This is a genomic window from Paenarthrobacter aurescens, assembly GCF_025421775.1.
Classification (GTDB): Bacteria; Actinomycetota; Actinomycetes; order Actinomycetales; family Micrococcaceae; genus Arthrobacter; species Arthrobacter aurescens_B.
The window spans coordinates 112,450-132,472 of the sequence record NZ_JAOEFX010000001.1; the positions used below are offsets into that span (position 1 = coordinate 112,450).

Here is a 20,023-nt window from a genome sequence, read left to right on the forward strand (position 1 = left end):
CGGACCGGTGCTAAGGCAAGAGGAGTACGACGATGACCGTGGTGGCCACCAAGCACCCGGCTGCGGTCCCAAGTATGCGCCGGGCATGGGACGAGTTGTCCGTGATCCACGGCAGGCCTGCGCTGCGGTACATCATCCCCGCAAGGGCGGATGCCGCAAGTGCGACCACAACGTACCAAAGGGCTATTGTTGCCGGTGTCCACGTCCCGAGCTGCCGGACAAAGACCAGCACTGCCACTATCTCGAATGCCGATGCGATGAGTCTGAGCCTGTCTGCCTTGCCCGCGGCGCGCTCGGATGCCCGCTTTCGAGGCAGGACCGCCACAAGGTGCGGTATCAGCAGCAATGCGCCAATGGCCGGCGCCATCCACATCATCGGAAATCCCCTCGTGTCGCCTCAGCAAGGAGCGCATGGGCGATACCCTCAACCGGGCCGTTGGCTGTGTCTCCGGCGATGTACACAGCTGTACCCGCCGCACGGTCAAGGACAAGCATTGACCGATAGCCGCCGGTTGCTCCGTTGTGCCAGGTGATGGTGCGGCCATCCCGCTCGTCCATGAACCATGCCAGGCCGATCGAGCCGCCGTCATCATCGTCAAACCGGGGATCAAGTGACGTTGCCGGATCGACACGCAATGCAGGGTCGGCTGTGAGGAGTGCCGAGGCGTATCGCGCCATATCTGTGGCGGTGGAGCGGACCCCGCCGGCCGGAGCGTGGGCATTCCCTGTCCACGGATCGGCTGGCCTGCCAGAGGATGTGTAACCCCGGGGAGCATCGTCCGTGAGGCCGGAAGAACTGACCGGCGCGAAACTGTCTGTCATGCCAAGGGGCTCGAATATTCCCTGGCCCAACACTTGTTCGTAGGGGAGGCCCCTGGCGGAAGCGATTGCCTGGCCAAGCACCGCAACACCCATGTTCGAGTAAGAGACACTTCCTGCACCCGACAACCCGGATCCGCGTGCCGCGCTGACGAGGTCGTCAACGCCGCCAGTGTAAGGATCGCTGCCCCTGAGCTGGGAAACATAACCCTGCAGGAAGGCGCCTATTCCGGACTCAACCCGGGGAAGTCCCGACCGGTGGGATGCCAACTCCTCCAAGGTGAACGGCTGGGTTCCGAGTTCGAGGTACATCGAAGCCGGATCCGCAATGTCCAGCACATCATCAGCCTCCGCCTGAATCAGAAGGAGTGACGTCATGGTCTTGGTGATGGAGCCGATCTCCATGGAGGTGCGCTCGTCCGCGCCGAGGCCAGCGAATTTGGTGAACTCAGGTGTCACGACAGCGACGCTGAGGTGGTGGTAGGCCCCATCGGAGGCGAGTTCTGCCAGTCGGCCGGCAATGCGGGGGTCCCCGGTGTGGGCAGTAGAGGAACGTGGAATATGAGGGCCCAAGAGGACGCCGGTGAACATTGTGGCTGTGGCAATGACCAGTGATAGCGCGAGAAGCCGCCGCCCCCTCATGGTGTGCCCGCCGACGCGAGGATGATCACCAGCAATGGAATGACCTTTTCCCCCGGGACGCCATAACGTCCACGTGAAATGGGGCGAACCCAGCCAGCAGCCTGCAGTTGGCTGAGGTGGTGATAAACCTGTCCTGGAGTCCCCACGCCCTCAAGTTCACTCAGTGAGGCGACGCTGTCATTGCCACGAAGGATTTCCTGGAGGAAGCGGATCCTCGTAGGGCTCCCCAGGGCACCGAGGGCGTGTGAAGCACCAGTGGTTTCCCAGTCTCGGGCGAGGATGTCCGTGACCGGGAGGCCGTACTGCCAATCAACGGGTGTGGGCCCCTTGTAGCCCTGGTGGTCTCCTCCGGGAATCCGTCCCGCGTAGGTAACAACGGCGGTATCGGCATAGCGCTGCTTCAAGGAAGAGAGCACCCAGAAGGGGTCGGTGGGTTCGTGTTCGGGCCCAGGCTGTGTGGCACCTGGCACCGAAGCTGCTTCCAAGGCAGCCACCCGCTCTTCCAACGCAGCAAGCTTCAGCTGGAGGTCTGTATCAGTCACACCTCAAAACTATGGTTTCTACGGAATTTAAACAACTACGTACTTTATCTGTGGATAGGTTTTTGCCCGAGGTGCGGCGTAAACTGAATTTATTCGAACATACTTTCGAATCAGTTTGATCCGGCGTGAAGAGGTGAAGATATGGGGCTGTTCAGTGAGTCAGTGGAAGTCATCTGCGCGGATACAGGCCAGCCCCAGGCAGTGCAGTGGAAAGGTGAGCAGTACGCGGTCTCCAATGAACCCGTTCGGTGGTACGAGCGACGCCAATGGTGGCTGGAAGAAAGCCGGGCACCCCTTGGCAGCGGAGCTGGACTGGTAGACCACGAGATCTGGCGTGTTCAGCTTCAGCGCCCGCAGGATGAAGCACTTGCCGGCCGGACCATCACCCTTGATCTCGTCAGGCACGTAGGCAGCGGACGATGGCGGCTACTCCGCATCCACGACGCCGCGCCCGAACGTGCCGTAGAACCAGACGAAGCAGCGTGAACCTTGAGCTTTACCCACCTGCACGTTTCCACGGCCTTCAGCGCACACTTCGGCGTCTCCTGGCCGGACCACCTCGCCCAAACAGCCGCAGCAGACGGCGCAACAGCACTCGCCTGCACGGACCGGGACGGGCTGTACGGCACTGTCAAGCACCTCAAAGCCTGTATGGACGCAGGCATCGACCCCATCGTTGGGGTGGACCTGGCAGTATTCGACGACGACGGAGACCTCCGCACCCAAGTCGCGGGCCGCGTCGTCGTACTAGCTCATGGCAACAACAATGGCGCCGGCTACAGGGCACTGTGCCGCCTCATTTCCGACGCCCACGCACGCACCTCAGGTAAAGCCGGAGGAGTAGTCCCAGTCGCAGTCACGCGGAGCGAACTCGCCTCAAGAACCCTCGACCCCAAAACCCTCAAACCAGTTCTGACCATCCTGCTCGGACCCGACTCAGATGTAGGCCGCGCCATGGGAGGGCGCAAGTACCTTCGGCCCAGGACCCTCTTCAAGCAATGGGTCGATGCCATGCCGCCCGGCACAATCGTGGCCGAAACAGTCTCCCACCTCAGTGCCCCAGGAGAGCCGCTCAGCACTGCCCACGCCGTACGGATGCTCAAGCTCGCCCTCGAATACAACGTTCCCGCCGTTCTTACCAACGCAGTCCGCTACTGCGCCCAGGACGGCGCAGCCACCGCCGACGTCCTGGACTCGGCCCGCACACTGAAATCCCTCCCGGAACTCTCAGCCGCACCCATGCTCCAACCAACAGGACTTCTCCAACCGACAGGACTGCTCCAACCGACAGGGCAGGGCTGGCTGAAAAATGCCCACCAAATGCTCCAACTCGCCAAAGAAATCATGAACGCGGCAGGCCAGGGAAAAGCCGACCTCCACAAACTGCTCGCCAACACAGAAGCGCTCGCAGACAAATGCCGCATTGACCCCGTCCTGGACATGGGGTGGAAGAAGCCGGTAGTTCCCGAGGCCTCCATCATTGGCATCGACCGCGACCCCATGGTGGAACTCACCCAACGCTGTGAGGCAGGGATCTCCCGACGGTTCCCGGGCATCAACGGTAAAGCCGAAAAACACCTGCGCTCGCGGTTGGAACATGAGCTTGGAATCATCGCCCGGCTTGGGTTTGCTTCCTACTTCCTCACCGTGGCGGAGGTGTCCCGGATGATCCTTGATATGGGGGTCAGGGTTGCTGCCAGGGGATCAGGCGCCTCAAGCCTGGTCAATTACCTGATCGACATCAGCCAAGTGGATCCGATCCGCCACGACCTCATCTTTGAACGCTTCTTGTCAGGTCGCCGGTCAACCCTTCCCGACATCGACATCGACGTCGAAAGCGCAGAACGGCACAACGTATACCGAAAGATTTTTGAACGTTTCGGTGCTGAGCGCGTCACGCTCATGAGCATGCAGAACGGTTACCGGGCACGCGGAGCTGTTCGGGACGCAGGGATGGCTTTGGGGATGGATGACGGCGAGATCGGTGAAATCGCCAAGCAATTGTGGAGATTTTCAGCTCGCAAGTTCAGGGAAGCCTTGGTCGAGAAGCCTGAACTGCGTGATTTTGCCGGAAGGGTGGAACAGGGAAGGTTGGAGGAGAACCAGCAACTTGATCTGCTGGTGGACCTTACCGAAAGGCTGGACCGTCTGCCCAGGCACATCTCCATGCATCCTTGTGGGGTGATCCTGGGAGATGCCACGCTTCTGGACAGGACCCCTGTTCAGCCCAGTGGATTAGGGCTGCCCATGAGCCAGTTCGACAAACACGACATGGACCCCATGGGAATGCTCAAACTTGATGTCCTGGGAGTTCGGATGCAAAGTGCCATGGCTTTTGCCGTGCGGGAAGTGATCCGGTTGCATCCTTCCAAAGCCGAAGTAGTAGCTGCCGGCAAGCACCCGGTTGAGCCGGGTGGGACAGGGCCGGACTTCATCGCTGCCGATGGCAGGATCGATCTCAACGCAGTTCCGTTTGACGACGAACCCACCTTTGAACTGATCCGCAGCACCCATACACTTGGCTGTTTCCAGATCGAGTCACCCGGCCAGCGGGAGCTCATCGGAAAGATGGCTCCCAGGGAATTCAACGATCTCATCATCGATATCTCGCTCTTCAGGCCCGGGCCCATGAAATCGGATATGGTGCGGCCCTTCCTTGAGCACCGGCATGGCTTTGCTCCTGAAAAATATCCCCATCCGGACCTTAAACCCGTGCTTCAAGAGACTCATGGGGTGACGGTTTTCCATGAGCAGATCCTGAAGACATTCCACGTTATGACCGGATGCGGCCTGGATAGGGCTGATGAGTTCCGCCGGGCTCTTGGGAATGAAATCCAAGAGCCCGGGGTGGAAGAATACTTCCGCCGGGAAGCGATCAAGAACTACTCTCCCGAGGTAGTGGACAAGGTGTGGGGAACACTCAAGGCTTTTGGCAGCTTTGGCTTTTGCAAAGCCCATGGCGCTGCGTTCGCGGTGCCCACATATCAATCGGCGTGGCTAAAAACCCATCATCCGGAGGCTTTCCTTGCTGGGTTGTGGGAACACGACCCAGGGATGTATCCCAAGCGCTTGCTGGTGGCCGAAGCACGCCGGCTTGGCATACCGATCCTTCCTTTGGACATCAACAGGAGCCAGGCTGAATACAGGGTGGAGAAGATCCATGAGGGACCTGACCAAGGCAAACTTGGCATCCGCTTGAGCCTCACTGGAATTTACGGGCTTTCAGGTGCGGAACTGAAACGGATCGTGGCGGGACAACCCTACGATTCCCTGGCGGATCTCAGGGCACGGTCACGGGTCAGCAAGCCAAACATCAAGAGGCTGGCCCAACTGGGAGCCTTCGATGCCCTGCACAAGGATTCCGGTGGAAGAGCCAATCGGGCCGACCTCGTACAGCATTTGCAAGCCCTCCAAAGCAGTCCCTCCAAGAAGGCAGCCGACGTCATGGAGGGGCAACTGTCGTTCGCGCTGGGCGATGTTGAATTGAGAAATCTGGCTCCGGAGCTTCCAGAACCATCAATGGTGGACAACGTCAGGGCAGAGCTCGACTTAATGGCCGTCGATGTCAGTGAACACCTCATGGACAGTCACAGGCCCCTGCTGGACAAGCTGGGAGTAACCACTGCCAATAGACTCCTCGGCCTTCGCAACGGGACCGAAGTGCTGGTGGCAGGGGTACGGATAGCCACCCAAACCCCACCCATGCGTGGCGGGAGGCGTGTGGTGTTCATCAGCATCGACGACGGCACGGGCTGTGTGGACTCTGTCTTCTTCCATGAAGCCCAGGAGGAATCCGGTCCGCTGCTGTTCGGTACCCGCCTGCTGCTGATCCGTGGAACCACCAGGAGGACCGGTCCCAAGGGGATCAGCCTCAGCGCCAGCAAGGCGTGGGATCTCAGCCAGCCTGAAACGCTGCCGTTCGCGGAACTCCTGCCTGCTGGAGGTGGCCCACCGGATAATTACACCCACCAAGGCCCCCTTCACGGCATCTCCAGGAACCTTGCCATCACAGGGCTGGGAAGCTGAACAGCAGCTGAATTGGGCACCGGCGCGCTGCTTTGGCCGCCTTCGCCGAAGCAGATACGATTGACGGTGGCTGGCTGTGGTCCCCGTACGCCACAAGCTATGAAGCCTCAACCATGAATAGGAGACACCCGTGTCAGATGCCCAACAGATCACCCTCATCGTCGATGGCGAAGAGACCAAGGTGACGGAAGGGACTACCGGCGCGGAACTCTTCTTCGAGCGCCGCGACGTCGTTGTAGCCCGTGTCAACGGTGTGCTGAAGGACCTTGACCAGGTTCTGCCCGCAGACGCTGACATCGAAGGCGTCACCATCGAATCACCCGATGGCCTCAACGTTCTCCGCCACTCCACCGCGCACGTCATGGCGCAGGCCGTGCAGCAGTTGCGCCCTGAGGCCAAGCTCGGGATCGGCCCGTACATCACCGACGGTTTCTACTTCGACTTCGACGTCGCCGAGCCGTTCACCCCGGAAGACCTGCGCACGCTGGAAAAGATGATGCAGAAGATCATCAACCAGAACCAGAAGTTTGTCCGCCGCGTGGTCACCGAAGATGAAGCCCGTGAGGCTATGGCCAACGAGCCCTACAAGCTGGAACTCCTTGGCAAAAAGGACGACGCCAAAGACGCAGCTGAAGGCGTCAACGTTGAGGTCGGCGCCGGCGACATCACGATCTACGACAACGTTGACAGGAAGAGCGGCGAGAGTGTCTGGTGCGATCTTTGCCGGGGCCCGCACCTGCCCAACACCAAAATCATTTCCAATGCGTTCGCTTTGACCCGCTCGTCCGCCGCCTACTGGCTGGGCAACCAGAACAACCAGCAGCTGCAGCGTATCTACGGCACCGCCTGGCCCACCAAGGAAGCCCTCAAGGCCTACCAGGAACGCATCGCCGAAGCCGAGCGCCGCGACCACCGCAAGCTCGGCGTTGAACTTGACCTCTTCTCCTTCCCGGACGAGCTGGGCTCCGGTCTCCCGGTGTTCCACCCCAAGGGCGGCATCATCCGCAAGGCCATGGAGGACTACTCCCGCCAACGCCACGTGGACGCCGGCTACGAGTTCGTGTACACACCCCACATCACCAAGGGACACCTCTACGAGGTTTCGGGGCACCTGGACTGGTATAAGGACGGTATGTTCCCGGCGATGCACGTGGATGCCGAACTCAATGAGGATGGCACGGTCCGCAAGCCCGGTCAGGATTACTACCTGAAGCCGATGAACTGCCCCATGCATAACTTGATTTTCCGCTCCCGCGGCAGGTCCTACCGCGAACTGCCGCTACGGCTGTTCGAATTCGGTTCGGTGTACCGCTACGAGAAGTCCGGCGTCGTGCACGGCTTGACGCGTGTACGTGGCATGACACAGGACGATGCCCACATCTACTGCACCCGCGAGCAGATGAAGGATGAGCTCACCACCACGCTGAACTTCGTCCTCGGCCTGCTCAAGGACTACGGCCTGGATGACTTCTACCTGGAGCTTTCCACCAAGAACGAAGAAAAGTTTGTTGGCGACGACGCCGCTTGGGAGGAAGCTACCCGCACCCTCTCCGAGGTTGCCGCGGCCTCCGGCCTGGAATTGGTTCCGGATCCGGGGGGAGCAGCCTTCTACGGTCCCAAGATCTCCGTCCAGGCAAAGGACGCCCTGGGCAGGACCTGGCAGATGTCCACTATTCAGCTGGACTTCAACCTGCCCGAACGGTTCGAACTGGAATACCAGGCGGCGGACGGCACGCGCCAGCGCCCCGTCATGATCCACCGCGCCCTCTTCGGTTCGGTTGAGCGCTTCATGGGTGTCCTCACCGAGCATTACGCCGGTGCTTTCCCGGCGTGGCTCGCCCCGGTGCAGGTGGTGGGCGTCCCTGTCGCCGAGACGTTCAACGACTACATGTTCGACGTCGTGGGCCAGCTCAAGGCCGCCGGGATCCGTGCCGAGGTTGACATCTCCTCGGACCGTTTCCCCAAGAAGATCCGCACTGCCAGCAAGGACAAGATTCCCTTTGTCCTGATTGCCGGGGGTGAGGACGCCGAGGCCGGTGCCGTGTCGTTCCGCTTCCGCGATGGCAGCCAGGACAATGGCGTTCCCGTGGCAGAGGCGGTCCGCAGGATTGTCGACGCCGTCAAGAACCGCGAGAGCTGACGGAACGGGCGCATAGACGGTGCAGGAGAACACAGGCGCGGCAGCTGACTTTCCCGGCGACGCCGACGTAACCGATGACTTCGGACTCGCAGGCGTTCCGGACGCGTTTCAGCGTCTGTGGACTCCCCACCGCATGGCCTACATCAAGGGCGGGCAGGATCAATTCAAGAACAAGGATGACTGCCCGTTCTGTGTAGGACCCACCCGTTCGGACGAGGAATCGCTGATCGTCTACCGGGGGAGGACCTGCTATGTGGTCCTCAACCTCTTCCCGTACAACCCGGGGCACTTGTTGATCTGTCCCTACCGCCACGTGCCCGATTACACGGACATCACGGTGGAGGAGACGGCCGAGTTTGCCGAACTTACCCAAACAGCCATGCGGGTCCTGCGGAAGGTTTCGAATCCGAGTGGTTTCAACCTGGGCATGAACCAAGGCGTGACAGGCGGTGCCGGCATCGCCGCGCACCTTCATCAACATGTAGTCCCGCGGTGGGGTGGCGACGGAAACTTCTTCCCCATCATCGCCCAGACCAAGGCCATCACGCAGACTCTGGACGAAGTCCGCAAGCTCGTGGCCGAAGCCTGGCCGGGGGAGTCGAATGCTCAATAGGCATGCGCGCGGCTTCTTCACTTCACTCTTTACACCTCTGGCGCGTTGGCTCCTCAGGATCGGTGTGTCTCCGGACGCAGTGACCATTGCGGGGACCGCCGGCGTGGTTCTGGGCGGGCTGGTCCTCTACCCGATGGGCCACCTGTGGTGGGGTTCTGTGGTGGTTGCCTTCTTCGCCTTCTCAGATGTCGTCGACGGGATCATGGCGCGCTTGCAGGGCCGGGCCGGAGGCTGGGGGAACTTCCTTGACTCCACCTTGGACCGGTTGGCGGATGGCGCGATCTTCGCGGGCCTCACTATCTGGTTCTTCACCAAGGGTGAGGACCCTGCAATCGGGACTGCCGCCGTCGTTTGCCTTGTCCTGGGGATGGTTGTTTCCTACGCGAGGGCCAAAGCGGAATCGCTCGGATACCAAGCGAGCGTGGGGATCGCCGAGCGTGCCGAGCGGTTGGCTTCGGTGCTGCTGATTGCCGGGCTCACCGGTCTTGGTCTTCCTCCGGTGGTGCTGTTCGGAACGTTGATCCTGCTGGCGCTGGCCAGCGCGGTGACAATCGTCCAGCGCATGTCTGCGGTGCGGCGGCAAGCCATGGCTGAAGCGGATGGAACGGCTGCGGCGTAACGCCTAAGGGGCGATGCCTGACAAGGGAACTGGCATCCGACCAAACTCAGCCCTTGACGGTTGTGCAGTCGCCCTACCACAGGCCTCTTTGTTGCCCGTCAAGGCAGTAATGAATGTACTGCCACCCTGCAACCTGGGACTACTATTACTAGTACTTGGTCACCTTGACCTGAAAATCCGGTGTGCGCTGATTGCGGTCCTGTGGCTGCGCGTGCCTCCGGCAAGAAGGTCGTTTATCTACCCATAGGGGTTTTTGTGTCTACACCAGATGTAAGCAACGAAGCCGGTTCGTCCGCGAACAGCGTCACGGGCAGCAGCCGCGTTAAGCGGGGCATGGCGGAGATGCTCAAGGGCGGCGTCATCATGGACGTCGTTAACGTCGAGCAGGCCCGCATCGCCGAGGACGCCGGTGCCGTCGCTGTCATGGCGCTCGAGCGTGTCCCGGCCGATATCCGCGCCCAGGGTGGCGTGTCCCGCATGTCCGATCCCGACATGATCGACGCGATCATCGCCGCCGTGTCCATCCCAGTCATGGCCAAGGCCCGCATCGGCCACTTCGTCGAAGCCCAGGTCCTGCAGTCCCTCGGTGTTGACTACATCGACGAGTCCGAGGTCCTGACCCCGGCGGACTACATCAACCACATCGACAAGTGGAACTTCACCGTCCCCTTCGTTTGTGGTGCCACCAACCTCGGTGAGGCCCTGCGCCGCATCAACGAGGGCGCGGCGATGATCCGTTCCAAGGGCGAAGCCGGCACCGGCGATGTTTCCAACGCCACCGGGCACATGCGCCAGATCCGTTCCGAGATCGCCAAGCTCGCCGCCCTCCCGGAGGACGAGCTCTACGTTGCGGCCAAGGAACTGCAGGCCCCGTACGAACTGGTCAAGGAAGTTGCCGCCACCGGCAAGCTCCCCGTGGTCCTGTTCACTGCCGGTGGCATCGCCACCCCGGCTGATGCTGCGATGATGATGCAGCTCGGCGCCGATGGTGTGTTCGTTGGCTCGGGCATCTTCAAGTCCGGCAACCCGGCAGAGCGCGCCGCCGCCGTCGTTTTTAATCCAGTCCCCTGCGTTTCAGGAGGGGCTCCAGCTTTGCGTCGCGGCCCCGGAACGCCCGGAACGACTCCAAAGGGTCACGGCTGTTGCCCCGTGAGAGGAGCTCGGATCGGAAGTGGGTGCCGTTGGCCCTTGTGAGACCGCCGTTCTCCTTGAACCATTCCACCGTGTCCGCATCCAGTACTTCACTCCAGATGTAGGAGTAGTAGCCGGCCGCGTAGCCGGCGCCCGCGAAGATGTGCTGGAAGTAGCCCGTACGGTACCTGGGTGGAATCAGCGGATGCGCAATTGCGGCTTCGGCCAGCGACTTGGCCTCGAAAGCCAGGACGTCGTCCGGGATGTCGTCTTCGGAGAGCACGTGCCACGCAAGGTCAAGCAAGGCAGCGCCGAGATATTCGGTGGTTGCGAATCCCTCGCCCCACAGCAGTGAGTCGTTCAGTTTATCCACGGTCTTCTGGGGGAGCGGTTCCCTTGTGGAGTGGTGACGGGCATAGTTGGCCAGGATTTCGGGCCACATGATCCACATTTCGTTAACCTGCGACGGGTACTCCACGAAGTCCCGGGGCACTGACGTTCCGGAGAAGCGTGGATAGGTGACATCGGAGAACAGGCCGTGCAGGGCGTGGCCGAACTCGTGGAACACGGTGCGGACCTCGTCGAGGGACAACAACGTCGGTTCGCCGGGAGCAGGCTTGGTGATGTTGAGGTTGTTGATCACAACGGACTTCGTGCCCAGCAGATTGGATTGTTCCACGAGGGAGTTCATCCAGGCACCCCCGCGCTTTGATTCCCGGGTGTAGTAGTCGCCCAGGAACAGGCCCAGGCCGCTGCCGTCTTCATTGAGTACCTCCCAGACGCGGACGTCGGGGTGGTAGCCATCCAGGTCTTCGCGTTCATGGAAGGTGACTCCGTAAAGCTGTGTTGCGGCGCGGAAGACCCCGTCGTTGAGGACGGTCTCCAGGGTGAAGTAGGGCCGGAGGGCCTGCTCATCCACCTCAAACCGTTCCTTGCGGACCCGGGCCGAGAAGAACGCCCAATCCCAAGGCTCGAGTTCGTGGCCGGCTGATTCGGCCAAGGCATCGGCTTCGGCTTGGGCGTTCCGGATGGCGGCAGGTGCCAGCCGGCCCAGCATTGCCTGCACCTCCGCAAAGTTCGGGGCTGTCTGCTGATCCACTACCAGCTCCGCATAGCTGGCGAAGCCCAGCAGCGTTGCTTTCTCTGCGCGCAGCCGGACGGTCGCCGTCACGAGGTCGCGCACATCCAAGGCGCCGCCTTCAGTGCCACGTGACAAGGATGCTTCATACAGACGACGGCGGATGGCCCGGTTTTCCAGGGACGCGAGAGCGGGCTGGTTGCTCGGCTGGATGAGTGTCAGCAGGTATTTGCCTTCGTGCCCGGCAGCCTTTGCTGCTTTTGCGGCATTGGTGACGTCGTCCGCCGGCAGCCCGGCAAGTTCCCCAGCGTCGTCAAGCAGCAATGCCGAGGACTTCATGGCTTCCTTGACGCGCTGGCCAAATTCCGTGCCCAAACGTGAGAGTTCCGCGTTGACTTCACGCAGCCGCGCCTGGGCGGCACCATCCAGCTGAATACCCGACTGCCGGAATTCCTTGAGGTATTCCTCCACCAGGCGCGTGGACTCGGCGTCGAGGGTGGAGGTGTCGATGGCAGCAAAGCGTTCGTAGAGCGCGCGGTTCATATACACAGCATCCTGGTGGGCTGAGAATTTTGGCGAAAACTCAGTTTCCAGTGTTTTGATCTCATCCGCGGCATCTGCCGAAACAAGGGTGAAGAACGATGCGGCCGCTCGCTCCAGAAGGCGTCCGGAACGCTCCATGGGCAGGGCGGTGTTCTCGAAGGAGGCGGCTTCGGGGTTGTTCGCGATCGTGGCAATTTCTTTCAGGTGTTCGGCAAGCCCCGCCTCCATGGCCTCGGCGTAATGGCCCGTTGAGATCGCGGCGAACGGCGGTAGTCCGTAGGGCAGGGGGCTGGGACTCAGGAGGGGATTGACCATGAAGTGACTCTTTCACGTAAGAATCGTGTCCTCAAGAGCGGCACGCCCTGTTTGTCCGGCCTTCAGCCTTAGGATGAAAATCATGGGGAATATCACATCTGCAGCAGGGTGGATTCGTCCTCCGAGAGCCGTCATCGTGCTGGTCACAACTGCGATCGCACTCTCGTTGGGTGCCTGCGGAGTCATCGCTGAGAGCGACGACCAGACCCGCAGCAGTGCAGCTCCGGCTCCCGTCACCGAATCCCCGGCTCCAACGCGTACTCCCGCTCCGAACCCGACGCCGGGTAAAGGCGCTGCTTGCCCCGAACTGCGATGCACTTCCATCACGGTGACCGGGGACATGCTGGTCCACACCCAGTTGTGGCAACAGGCAAGAGCGGACGCCGCCGCGGCAGGACTGCCGGGCTATACGTTCGTTCCGCTTCTGGAAGGACAGCGACGCTACATCGGCAACAGCGATCTCGCTATCTGCCACCAGGAAACCCCGGTCGCGACTCCCGGAGGGCCGTTCTCCGCCTATCCGTCCTTCAACGTGCCGCCGCAGATCATCACTGCGTCCAAGGATGTTGGCTACCAAGCCTGCACAACGGCGAGCAACCACACCATAGACCGTGGAACCGAAGGACTGCTCCGGACCTTGGACGCACTCGACGCCGCCGGCCTGAAGCACACGGGTTCCTACCGAACGGAAGCCGCATCCAAGGAAATCCTGATGATCCAGACGGACGCGGCCAAGGTGGCCATCATCATCGGAACCTACGGGCACAACGGGCAAATACCGGAATACCCGTGGCTGGTTGACGAGCTGGATCCCGCGGCCATGATCGCGAAGGCAACACAGGCGAAAGCGCTTGGAGCCGACATTGTCCTGGGCGTCATGCACGCTGGTGATGAGTACGCCAGCGAAGCCAATGCCCAGCAGCAGGACGTTGCGCACGCGTTGGTGGACAGTGGCCAGTTCACCATGATCTACGGGCACCACACCCACTCGGTGCTGCCGATCGAGAACTACAAGGGCACCTGGATCGTCTATGGTTTGGGCAACGGGGTCACGGAATTGTCCCCGTGGTATGTCGTCAACAATGAAGGGCTGCTGGTCAGGGCGCAGTTCAGCCAGAACGCCGCAGGTGTTTGGACTGCCTCGGATCTCGCCTGGGCGCCGTCAGTCATTGTTCGGGACCCGTACCGATGGTGCTCGGTGGCCAGCGACGCTCCGCAGGGCGTCTGCGCTACACCTGAGGCCGATGCCGGGACCTATCAGCGGACCAAAGCGGTGGTGGAGTCCATGGGCGCAGCAACTGCGGGCGCGCACGAATTGCTGATCAGCAAGGAAAGGTAACTCCTAACGCGGCCGGCGGGCGGCATGTTCGCGCGCGAGGCGGGCGTAGTCGTCGTCGGGCGTTCCGGGAACGAAAGTGCCAAACTTGCGCTCAGCCGCCGTCCTGATGAGGAAGTCGGCAATGGCCGGGTTCTTCGGCAGCAACGAACCGTGCAGATAGCTGGCTACAACGTTGTTGTACCGAGCGCCCTCATGTCCATCTTTGCTGTTGTTTCCCGCGCCCTTGGTCACTGTTCCGAGGGGCTCAACGCCGGGACCCAGAGTGGTCTGACCGCTGTGGTTCTCGTAGCCCAGAATGTCCCCGAATTCGGCAGACTTCATGATCACGTTGCCGATCAGCCGTTCATCCGTGCCGTGGGTTTCCACGTCCAGAATGCCAATACCCGGAATAGTAGGTCCTGTGCTGGTCTTGAAGAACTTGCCGAAAAGTTGGTAGAGGCCGCAGATCACCAGCATGGGGGCGCCACCGTCGGCGAGCTGCTTCAACTGTTCGGCACGCGCCTGGAGGTCGTCCTGGATAACGAGCTGGCCGCTGTCCTGCCCGCCGCCGCCCACAAGGATGTCGACGTCCTCTGGAAAGTCGTCGCCGACGTTGTACTCCAGCAGCTCAGGCGTGTACCCGTGCCATCTAATGCGTTGCTGGAGCACCAGGGCGTTGCCCCAGTCACCGTAGATGTTCATTTCCCGCGGGTAGAGCTGGACAACGCGGAGGGTTCCCTTGCTGGGATGTGCTTCCCGGGGGGTCGGCTGTGCTTCCGAGGTCATGAGACCACCTCAACTATGGTGATTTTGGCGAGTTCGCGGCGAATAGCGAGCATGGACGTGTAGGTGCAGAAGATTCGCTTGGGATTGCCCCTCGAGCCGTCGATGAACGTGCGCAGCGCAGCCGTGATGTCCGGCTCCACCACGCCGAACGGCACGTCATCGTACTGGAGGCGCAAAGCCATGTCATAGGCGCGGACGCCGGTAAGAACCTCCACGCCTTCCTGGCGAAGGGACTCGAACTCGACGTCCCAGAGCCAGGACATGTCGCGTCCGTCTGCGTAATTGTCATTAATGGCGATCATGGTGGCGTAGCCGCCGGCCGGAAACGACTTCAGGCCCAGCCGGAAGCCGCTCGGGTTCTTCACCAGCACCAACTCCAGCGGTTGTCCGTCCACTGTCAGGCTTTCACCTCGCCCGAAGGCGGGAGCCACCTCGCCCAAAGCCTTCACGAGTCTTGGCGTGTCAACGGGGCCGGTGCCAAGGACGGCGCGCGCCAGTGACAGGGCGGCAGCTGCATTGAAGATGTTGTAGACGCCACGCAGCTTCATCGTGGTGGTGACGGTCTTCCCGTCGAACTCGAAGTCAGCGTCTTGGGCACCTACCCGGCGAAGTACGACGTCGGCGGCCGGCAGGGCGACGGCGTCACCGGTCGCTGCGGCTACCGAAGTGCCGGAAGGAGAAGGGCCGCTTCCGGTCCGCATCTCGTCGTCGTTCGGAAAAGTGCTGCGGAGTGATTCATCCAGACCGAAGTATCGGACGCTGGGGTGGTGAACGGCGTCGAGGCTGTTGATGATGTTGGCTATCCGCGCAACACGCGGATCCTCGCGGTTCAGGACCACGGTGTCCGTCGTCTTGGATGCGATGTGCTCCAGCAACCGGGCAGTCTTGTCGATTTCGCCAAAACGGTCCAATTGGTCGCGAAGAACATTCAGCAGGAGGCTGTATCGAGGCTGGACCTTGTTGACGAAATGCACTGCATGGGCTTCGTCGAGTTCGAGGATGGCGATGTCGGCGTCGAGTCTGCCGCGCCAATCCACCTCGCCCAGCAGCGATGCAGCCACTCCGCGGGTGAAGTTGCTGCCAGTGCGGTTGGTGAAGACTTTCAGTCCCTGGCTTTCCAGGAGTTCCACCACCATCTTGGTGGTGGTGGTTTTGCCGTTGGTGCCACTGACCACCGCCACCCCATGGGGGAGTGAGGCCAGCGTTCGCTGCATGAAGCCGGGGTCGATTTTCTCAACCACCAGGCCGGGAAAAGCCGAGCCACCACCCCGGAGCCGGGAGAGTTTACGGACCAGCTTGCCGAGGGGGACGCTGAAGGAAAGCATGCTCTGTAATATATCCCAGTTAAGGCATGGAACCCCGCCTGAAGGCAGTCGTCGGCAGCCGAATGGGACAGCGCCACGGGCCGGAGCACTATGATGGATCAATGACCAACCCCCTTTCCGACGCTTCATCGCGCGTGGGTTCAGGACTCAGGATCGGCGTCCTGGCACTCCAGGGCGACTTCCGCGAGCATATCCACGCTGTTGAGGCCGCAGGGGCCGCAGGAGTGGGTATCCGCCGGCCTTCCGAGCTCGACGACGTTGACGGCCTGATTATCCCCGGCGGAGAATCCACCACCATCGACAAACTGTCCCGGATTTTTGAGCTCCGCGATCCCATCAAAGACCGCATCGCGGACGGCCTTCCCGTCTACGGCTCCTGCGCCGGCATGATCCTCCTCGCCGATGAGATTGCCGACCCGGCAAAGGACCTTAACGGAAATCCGCAGCAGACCTTCGGCGGGCTCGACATCACTGTGCGCCGGAATGCCTTCGGCCGTCAGCGCGAATCCTTCGAAACCGATCTCGATTTCAAGGGACTGGACTTCAGCGCGGGAGAGTCCGGCGTAGATCCCGTTCACGCGGTATTCATCCGCGGCCCATGGGTTGAGCGTGTGGGCCCCAACGTCGAAATCCTGGCGCAGGTTGATCCGGACCACGCCAGCCACACGGCCACTTTGCACGGAGTGGCTAGAATTGTTGCAGTGCGCTCCGGCCACCTGCTGGCCACCTCCTTCCACCCGGAAGTGACGGGAGAGAAGCGCGTGCATGAACTCTTTATTCGAATGATCAGAGGAGAAGCGTAAAGCATGTCAGGCCACTCCAAATGGGCGACCACCAAGCACAAGAAAGCCATCATTGACGGCAGGCGTGCAAAGTCGTTCGCAAAACTGATCAAGAACATCGAAGTTGCTGCCCGCATGGGTGGTCCGGACCTCGCAGGCAACCCTGGCTTGGAACTCGCCGTCACCAAAGCCAAGAAGACTTCAGTTCCCAACGACAACATCGACCGCGCCATCAAGCGTGGTGCAGGCCTCACCGGTGAGGTTGTCGACTACACCGAAATCATGTACGAAGCCCGTGGGCCACAGGGTTCGGCGCTGTTGATCGAATGCCTGACCGATAACAAGAACCGTGCAGCTTCCGAGGTTCGCCTCGCCATTTCGCGCAACGGCGGAACCATCGCAGACCCCGGTTCCGTGAGCTACCTCTTCGCACGCAAGGGCGTTGTGGTGTTGCCAAAGAATGGCCTCAGCGAGGACGACATTCTGATGGCAGTCCTGGAGGCCGGGGCCGAAGAAGTGAAGGACAGCGGCGAGAACTGGGAAATCCATTCCGAGCCCTCCGATCTTCAGGCCATCCGGGACGCCTTGAAGGAAGCAGGCATCGAGTACGAAACCGATGAAGCCGAGTTCGTGCCGTCCATGCAGGTGGAACTTGACGTTGACGGGGCCAAGAAGTTCGTGAAGCTCGTCGATGCGCTGGAAGACCTGGACGATGTCCAGAACGTCTACAGCAATGCGGACTTCAGCGAGGAAGTGCAGGCTGCCCTCGACGCCGAGTAGGCGCAGGCAGCATCCAATTTTGACACTTACCAGGAAGGCCCGGACTTGACTCTTCGCGTATTGGGAGTCGATCCGGGCCTTACCCGTTGCGGCATCGGCGTGGTGGACATCGAGCGGAACCGCCGTGCCACCATGATTGCCGTGGGTGTCGTTGGCACCTCGGCGGAACTGACCTTGGACAAGCGGCTGTTGGTCATTGCCGAAGCCATCGACGAATGGCTGGACCGGCATGAGCCGGACGTCGTCGCCGTCGAACGCGTTTTTTCGCAGATGAATGTGAGCACAGTGATGGGCGTCGCCCAGGCGTCCGGCGTTGTTATCGCAGCCGCCGCGCGGCGGGGGATTCCGGTCGCATTGCATACGCCCTCTGAGGTCAAAGCTGCCGTAACCGGAAGTGGTACGGCCAACAAGGATGCCGTAACCAAGCTCGTGACCAAGATCCTGCGCCTTGACGCTCCGCCCAAGCCGGCTGATGCAGCCGATGCTTTGGCGTTGGCCCTCACCCACGCATGGAGGGCAGGCAGCGGAATGGGCGCCGCCGGTGGTGGCTCCGGCAGCAGCTCGCTCACTCCGGCGCAGAAGGCGTGGGCCGAAGCCGAAGCGAAAGCGCGCCGCGCACGGTGATTGTCTGCTGCCCTTGCTAGGGTATTCGTAGATATGTTCGGATAGTCGGCTTTCGTCGCAGTATTTGCGGCGTCGGAGCCGGCAGAAATTCAGGAGCCGGGTCTTGATTAGTTTTCTTCGTGGAACCGTTGCCCACGTCGGTTTGTCCACCGCCGTCATTGACCTCAACGGTGCGGGAATGAGCGTCCATGCCACCCCTCAGACCCTGAGCCATCTCAAAGTGGGAACCGAAGCCAAGCTTTTCACCTCCATGATCGTGCGGGAAGATTCGCTGACTTTGTTCGGTTTCGCGGACGACGACGAACGCGAGGTTTTTGATGTCCTGCTCAGCGTCAGCGGAGTTGGGCCGCGCTTGGCACTGGCCGTTCTCGCCGTGCATGAACCCGAAGCAATCCGCGTGGCAGCCCACACGGGCGACGGCAAAACGTTCACCAAAGTGCCGGGCATCGGTCCCAAGGTCGCGGGACGCATCGTTTTGGAGCTCGCAGGCAAGCTGGTCCCGCACGGAACAGGTACCACTGCGGCCCCCGCAAGCTCCATTAAGGCCGAATGGAAGCCCCAGGTAGTCGCTGCCATGACCAGCTTGGGTTGGTCCGAGAAGGACGCGACCGGCAGCATCGATAAAGCCATGGCGGATTCACCGGAGTTGGTGGACGCAGGAAACGTGGCCCAGATCCTCCGTGCCACCCTGCGCTGGCTTGGCCAAGACGGTGCCCGCGCCGGCAACCGCGTAGGCAGCCGTGGCTGAGCAGTCGCTTGTCGCCGGGGGAGAGGAACCGGAGGAGCGGGTCATCGAGGCCGCCCTCCGTCCCAAGAACCTGCACGACTTCGTGGGCCAGCACCGCGTCCGCAAACAGCTCGCCCTTGTCCTCGAAGCGTCAAAGATGCGTGGCCGCAGTGCCGACCATGTGCTGATGTCCGGTCCTCCCGGACTCGGCAAGACCACCCTTGCCATGATCATTGCCGCTGAAATGAACGCGCCACTGCGCATCAGCAGTGGTCCGGCCATCCAGCACGCCGGCGATCTTGCTGCCATTCTCTCCTCATTGTCGGAAGGGGAAGTGCTGTTCCTCGACGAAATCCACCGCATGTCCAGGCCTGCAGAGGAAATGCTGTACATGGCCATGGAGGACTTCCGAGTGGACATCGTGGTGGGCAAGGGCGCCGGCGCAACTGCCATTCCGCTGGAACTTCCCCCGTTCACGTTGGTGGGTGCCACCACGCGGGCCGGACTCCTGCCAGGACCCTTGCGGGATCGTTTCGGATTTACCGGGCACCTCGAGTTCTATTCGGTAGCTGAACTTGAACTCGTTCTTCGGCGTTCTGCCGGGCTCCTGGACCTCAAGGTGAACTCGGCCGGGTTCACCGAGATCGCTGGCCGGTCACGCGGGACGCCGCGTATCGCCAACCGATTGCTTCGCCGGGTTCGTGACTGGGCGCTGGTTCATGGCATCGAGCAAATTGACGCCCGATCGGCGTCAGCGGCCCTGGACATGTACGAAGTGGACGAGCGTGGCCTGGACCGTTTGGACCGCTCCGTGTTGGAAGCGCTGATTACCAAGTTCAATGGTGGCCCTGTGGGTCTGTCCACTTTGGCTATAGCCGTGGGCGAAGAGCCAGAGACCGTTGAGACCGTGGCAGAGCCGTTCCTGGTGCGGGAGGGTTTGCTGGGGCGCACGCCGCGAGGGCGCATAGCCATGGCGTCCGCTTGGACGCACCTCGGTTATGCGGTGCCGGCCGGAGTCTTCGGCCAAGAGACTCTGGCGTTGTTTGGCGAGGACGAAAACCACGCCGAAAGCGTAGATACGGTCGGTTAACACGCCGTATTCAGGTTTTCCCTCTAGACTGGTATGACGCTCGGCACGTTCGAGTCCTTGATCATGCGCCCGCTTCGCGGATCTGCCAGGGACGTTGCCGGGAACCAAAACGTAAGTACAGAA

The 20,023-nt window shown here is 61.4% G+C and carries 17 protein-coding genes and 1 pseudogene; 12 read left to right on the forward strand and 6 right to left on the reverse strand.

What is annotated here, in order from left to right:
* Positions 1-10: 10 nt before the first annotated feature.
* The 3 genes from N7568_RS00605 to N7568_RS00615 are packed head-to-tail and all read right to left on the reverse strand — an operon-like array spanning position 11 to position 2,003.
* Entirely contained in the window at positions 11-376 is a 366-nt protein-coding gene (locus N7568_RS00605) for a hypothetical protein (protein WP_261607989.1), read from the reverse strand.
* On the reverse strand, positions 373-1,461 hold the full coding sequence (locus tag N7568_RS00610) for a serine hydrolase domain-containing protein (protein ID WP_261607990.1): 1,089 nt from the start codon (positions 1,459-1,461) through the stop codon (positions 373-375). The genes N7568_RS00605 and N7568_RS00610 overlap by 4 nt, the downstream gene beginning before the upstream one ends.
* Positions 1,458-2,003, reverse strand: a complete 546-nt coding sequence (locus tag N7568_RS00615; protein ID WP_261607991.1) for a winged helix-turn-helix domain-containing protein — start codon at positions 2,001-2,003, stop codon at positions 1,458-1,460. The genes N7568_RS00610 and N7568_RS00615 overlap by 4 nt, the downstream gene beginning before the upstream one ends.
* A 141-nt stretch (positions 2,004-2,144) precedes the next feature.
* On the opposite strand from N7568_RS00615, the gene N7568_RS00620 reads away from it, so the two are divergent.
* The 6 genes from N7568_RS00620 (at position 2,145) to pdxS (ending at position 10,595) form a co-directional block, all read left to right on the forward strand.
* Positions 2,145-2,489 (forward strand): DUF6504 family protein, encoded by a 345-nt coding sequence (locus N7568_RS00620; RefSeq protein WP_261607992.1) that lies wholly within the window; start codon positions 2,145-2,147, stop codon positions 2,487-2,489.
* A 3-nt stretch (positions 2,490-2,492) separates the two neighbouring features.
* Positions 2,493-6,029, forward strand: coding sequence for a DNA polymerase III subunit alpha (locus N7568_RS00625; protein ID WP_261607993.1), 3,537 nt, complete (start codon positions 2,493-2,495; stop codon positions 6,027-6,029).
* 130 nt (positions 6,030-6,159) lie between these two features.
* Positions 6,160-8,169, forward strand: a complete 2,010-nt coding sequence (gene thrS / locus N7568_RS00630; protein ID WP_261607994.1) for a threonine--tRNA ligase — start codon at positions 6,160-6,162, stop codon at positions 8,167-8,169.
* Positions 8,170-8,188: 19 nt separating this feature from the next.
* Complete coding sequence (locus N7568_RS00635) at positions 8,189-8,782, forward strand: HIT family protein (RefSeq protein ID WP_261607995.1); 594 nt, start codon at positions 8,189-8,191, stop codon at positions 8,780-8,782.
* The gene (gene pgsA / locus N7568_RS00640; protein WP_261607996.1) at positions 8,772-9,401 is read left to right on the forward strand and encodes a phosphatidylinositol phosphate synthase; all 630 of its coding nucleotides are present in this window, start codon (positions 8,772-8,774) and stop codon (positions 9,399-9,401) included. Before N7568_RS00635 ends, pgsA begins: the two co-directional genes overlap by 11 nt.
* Positions 9,402-9,656: 255 nt before the next feature.
* Complete coding sequence (gene pdxS / locus N7568_RS00645) at positions 9,657-10,595, forward strand: pyridoxal 5'-phosphate synthase lyase subunit PdxS (RefSeq protein ID WP_368736499.1); 939 nt, start codon at positions 9,657-9,659, stop codon at positions 10,593-10,595.
* Here the strand turns inward: pdxS and N7568_RS00650 are convergent.
* Positions 10,525-12,468 (reverse strand): annotated as a pseudogene (locus N7568_RS00650) (M3 family metallopeptidase); the annotation flags it as partial. The gene pdxS and the pseudogene N7568_RS00650 sit on opposite strands and share 71 nt — an antisense overlap.
* A 73-nt stretch (positions 12,469-12,541) precedes the next feature.
* Here N7568_RS00650 and N7568_RS00655 point away from each other — a divergent pair.
* Positions 12,542-13,807, forward strand: coding sequence for a CapA family protein (locus tag N7568_RS00655; RefSeq protein WP_261607998.1), 1,266 nt, complete (start codon positions 12,542-12,544; stop codon positions 13,805-13,807).
* 3 nt (positions 13,808-13,810) lie between these two features.
* Here N7568_RS00655 and N7568_RS00660 read toward each other — a convergent pair whose 3' ends face one another.
* Together N7568_RS00660 and N7568_RS00665 are read right to left on the reverse strand one after the other, a co-directional pair.
* Positions 13,811-14,572: a type 1 glutamine amidotransferase gene (locus N7568_RS00660; protein WP_261607999.1), complete on the reverse strand. Its 762-nt coding sequence runs from the start codon at positions 14,570-14,572 to the stop codon at positions 13,811-13,813.
* Positions 14,569-15,897 carry a Mur ligase family protein gene (locus tag N7568_RS00665; RefSeq protein ID WP_261608000.1) on the reverse strand — a complete coding sequence of 443 codons (1,329 nt, stop codon included), beginning with the start codon at positions 15,895-15,897 and terminating at the stop codon, positions 14,569-14,571. The genes N7568_RS00660 and N7568_RS00665 overlap by 4 nt, the downstream gene beginning before the upstream one ends.
* A 101-nt stretch (positions 15,898-15,998) precedes the next feature.
* On the opposite strand from N7568_RS00665, the gene pdxT reads away from it, so the two are divergent.
* The 5 genes from pdxT (at position 15,999) to ruvB (ending at position 19,900) form a co-directional block, all read left to right on the forward strand.
* Positions 15,999-16,700: a pyridoxal 5'-phosphate synthase glutaminase subunit PdxT gene (gene pdxT, locus N7568_RS00670; protein WP_261608001.1), complete on the forward strand. Its 702-nt coding sequence runs from the start codon at positions 15,999-16,001 to the stop codon at positions 16,698-16,700.
* 3 nt (positions 16,701-16,703) lie between these two features.
* Positions 16,704-17,459, forward strand: a complete 756-nt coding sequence (locus N7568_RS00675; RefSeq protein ID WP_261608002.1) for a YebC/PmpR family DNA-binding transcriptional regulator — start codon at positions 16,704-16,706, stop codon at positions 17,457-17,459.
* Positions 17,460-17,504: 45 nt separating this feature from the next.
* Positions 17,505-18,083 (forward strand): crossover junction endodeoxyribonuclease RuvC, encoded by a 579-nt coding sequence (gene ruvC / locus N7568_RS00680; RefSeq protein ID WP_261608003.1) that lies wholly within the window; start codon positions 17,505-17,507, stop codon positions 18,081-18,083.
* 103 nt (positions 18,084-18,186) lie between these two features.
* Positions 18,187-18,831 carry a Holliday junction branch migration protein RuvA gene (gene ruvA / locus N7568_RS00685; protein WP_261608004.1) on the forward strand — a complete coding sequence of 215 codons (645 nt, stop codon included), beginning with the start codon at positions 18,187-18,189 and terminating at the stop codon, positions 18,829-18,831.
* Complete coding sequence (gene ruvB / locus N7568_RS00690; protein ID WP_261608005.1) at positions 18,824-19,900, forward strand: Holliday junction branch migration DNA helicase RuvB; 1,077 nt, start codon at positions 18,824-18,826, stop codon at positions 19,898-19,900. Before ruvA ends, ruvB begins: the two co-directional genes overlap by 8 nt.
* Positions 19,901-20,023: the final 123 nt, after the last annotated feature.

What these genes read in the sequence shown, in the direction of transcription:
- N7568_RS00605 (WP_261607989.1), bottom strand. Translation starts at nt 376, where the DNA reads ATGATGTGGATGGCGCCGGCCATTGGCGCATTGCTGCTGATACCGCAC.
- N7568_RS00610 (WP_261607990.1), bottom strand. Translation starts at nt 1,461, where the DNA reads ATGAGGGGGCGGCGGCTTCTCGCGCTATCACTGGTCATTGCCACAGCC.
- N7568_RS00620 (WP_261607992.1), top strand. Translation starts at nt 2,145, where the DNA reads ATGGGGCTGTTCAGTGAGTCAGTGGAAGTCATCTGCGCGGATACAGGC.
- pgsA (WP_261607996.1), top strand. Translation starts at nt 8,772, where the DNA reads ATGCTCAATAGGCATGCGCGCGGCTTCTTCACTTCACTCTTTACACCT.
- N7568_RS00655 (WP_261607998.1), top strand. Translation starts at nt 12,542, where the DNA reads ATGAAAATCATGGGGAATATCACATCTGCAGCAGGGTGGATTCGTCCT.
- N7568_RS00660 (WP_261607999.1), bottom strand. Translation starts at nt 14,572, where the DNA reads ATGACCTCGGAAGCACAGCCGACCCCCCGGGAAGCACATCCCAGCAAG.
- N7568_RS00665 (WP_261608000.1), bottom strand. Translation starts at nt 15,897, where the DNA reads ATGCTTTCCTTCAGCGTCCCCCTCGGCAAGCTGGTCCGTAAACTCTCC.
- pdxT (WP_261608001.1), top strand. Translation starts at nt 15,999, where the DNA reads ATGACCAACCCCCTTTCCGACGCTTCATCGCGCGTGGGTTCAGGACTC.
- N7568_RS00675 (WP_261608002.1), top strand. Translation starts at nt 16,704, where the DNA reads ATGTCAGGCCACTCCAAATGGGCGACCACCAAGCACAAGAAAGCCATC.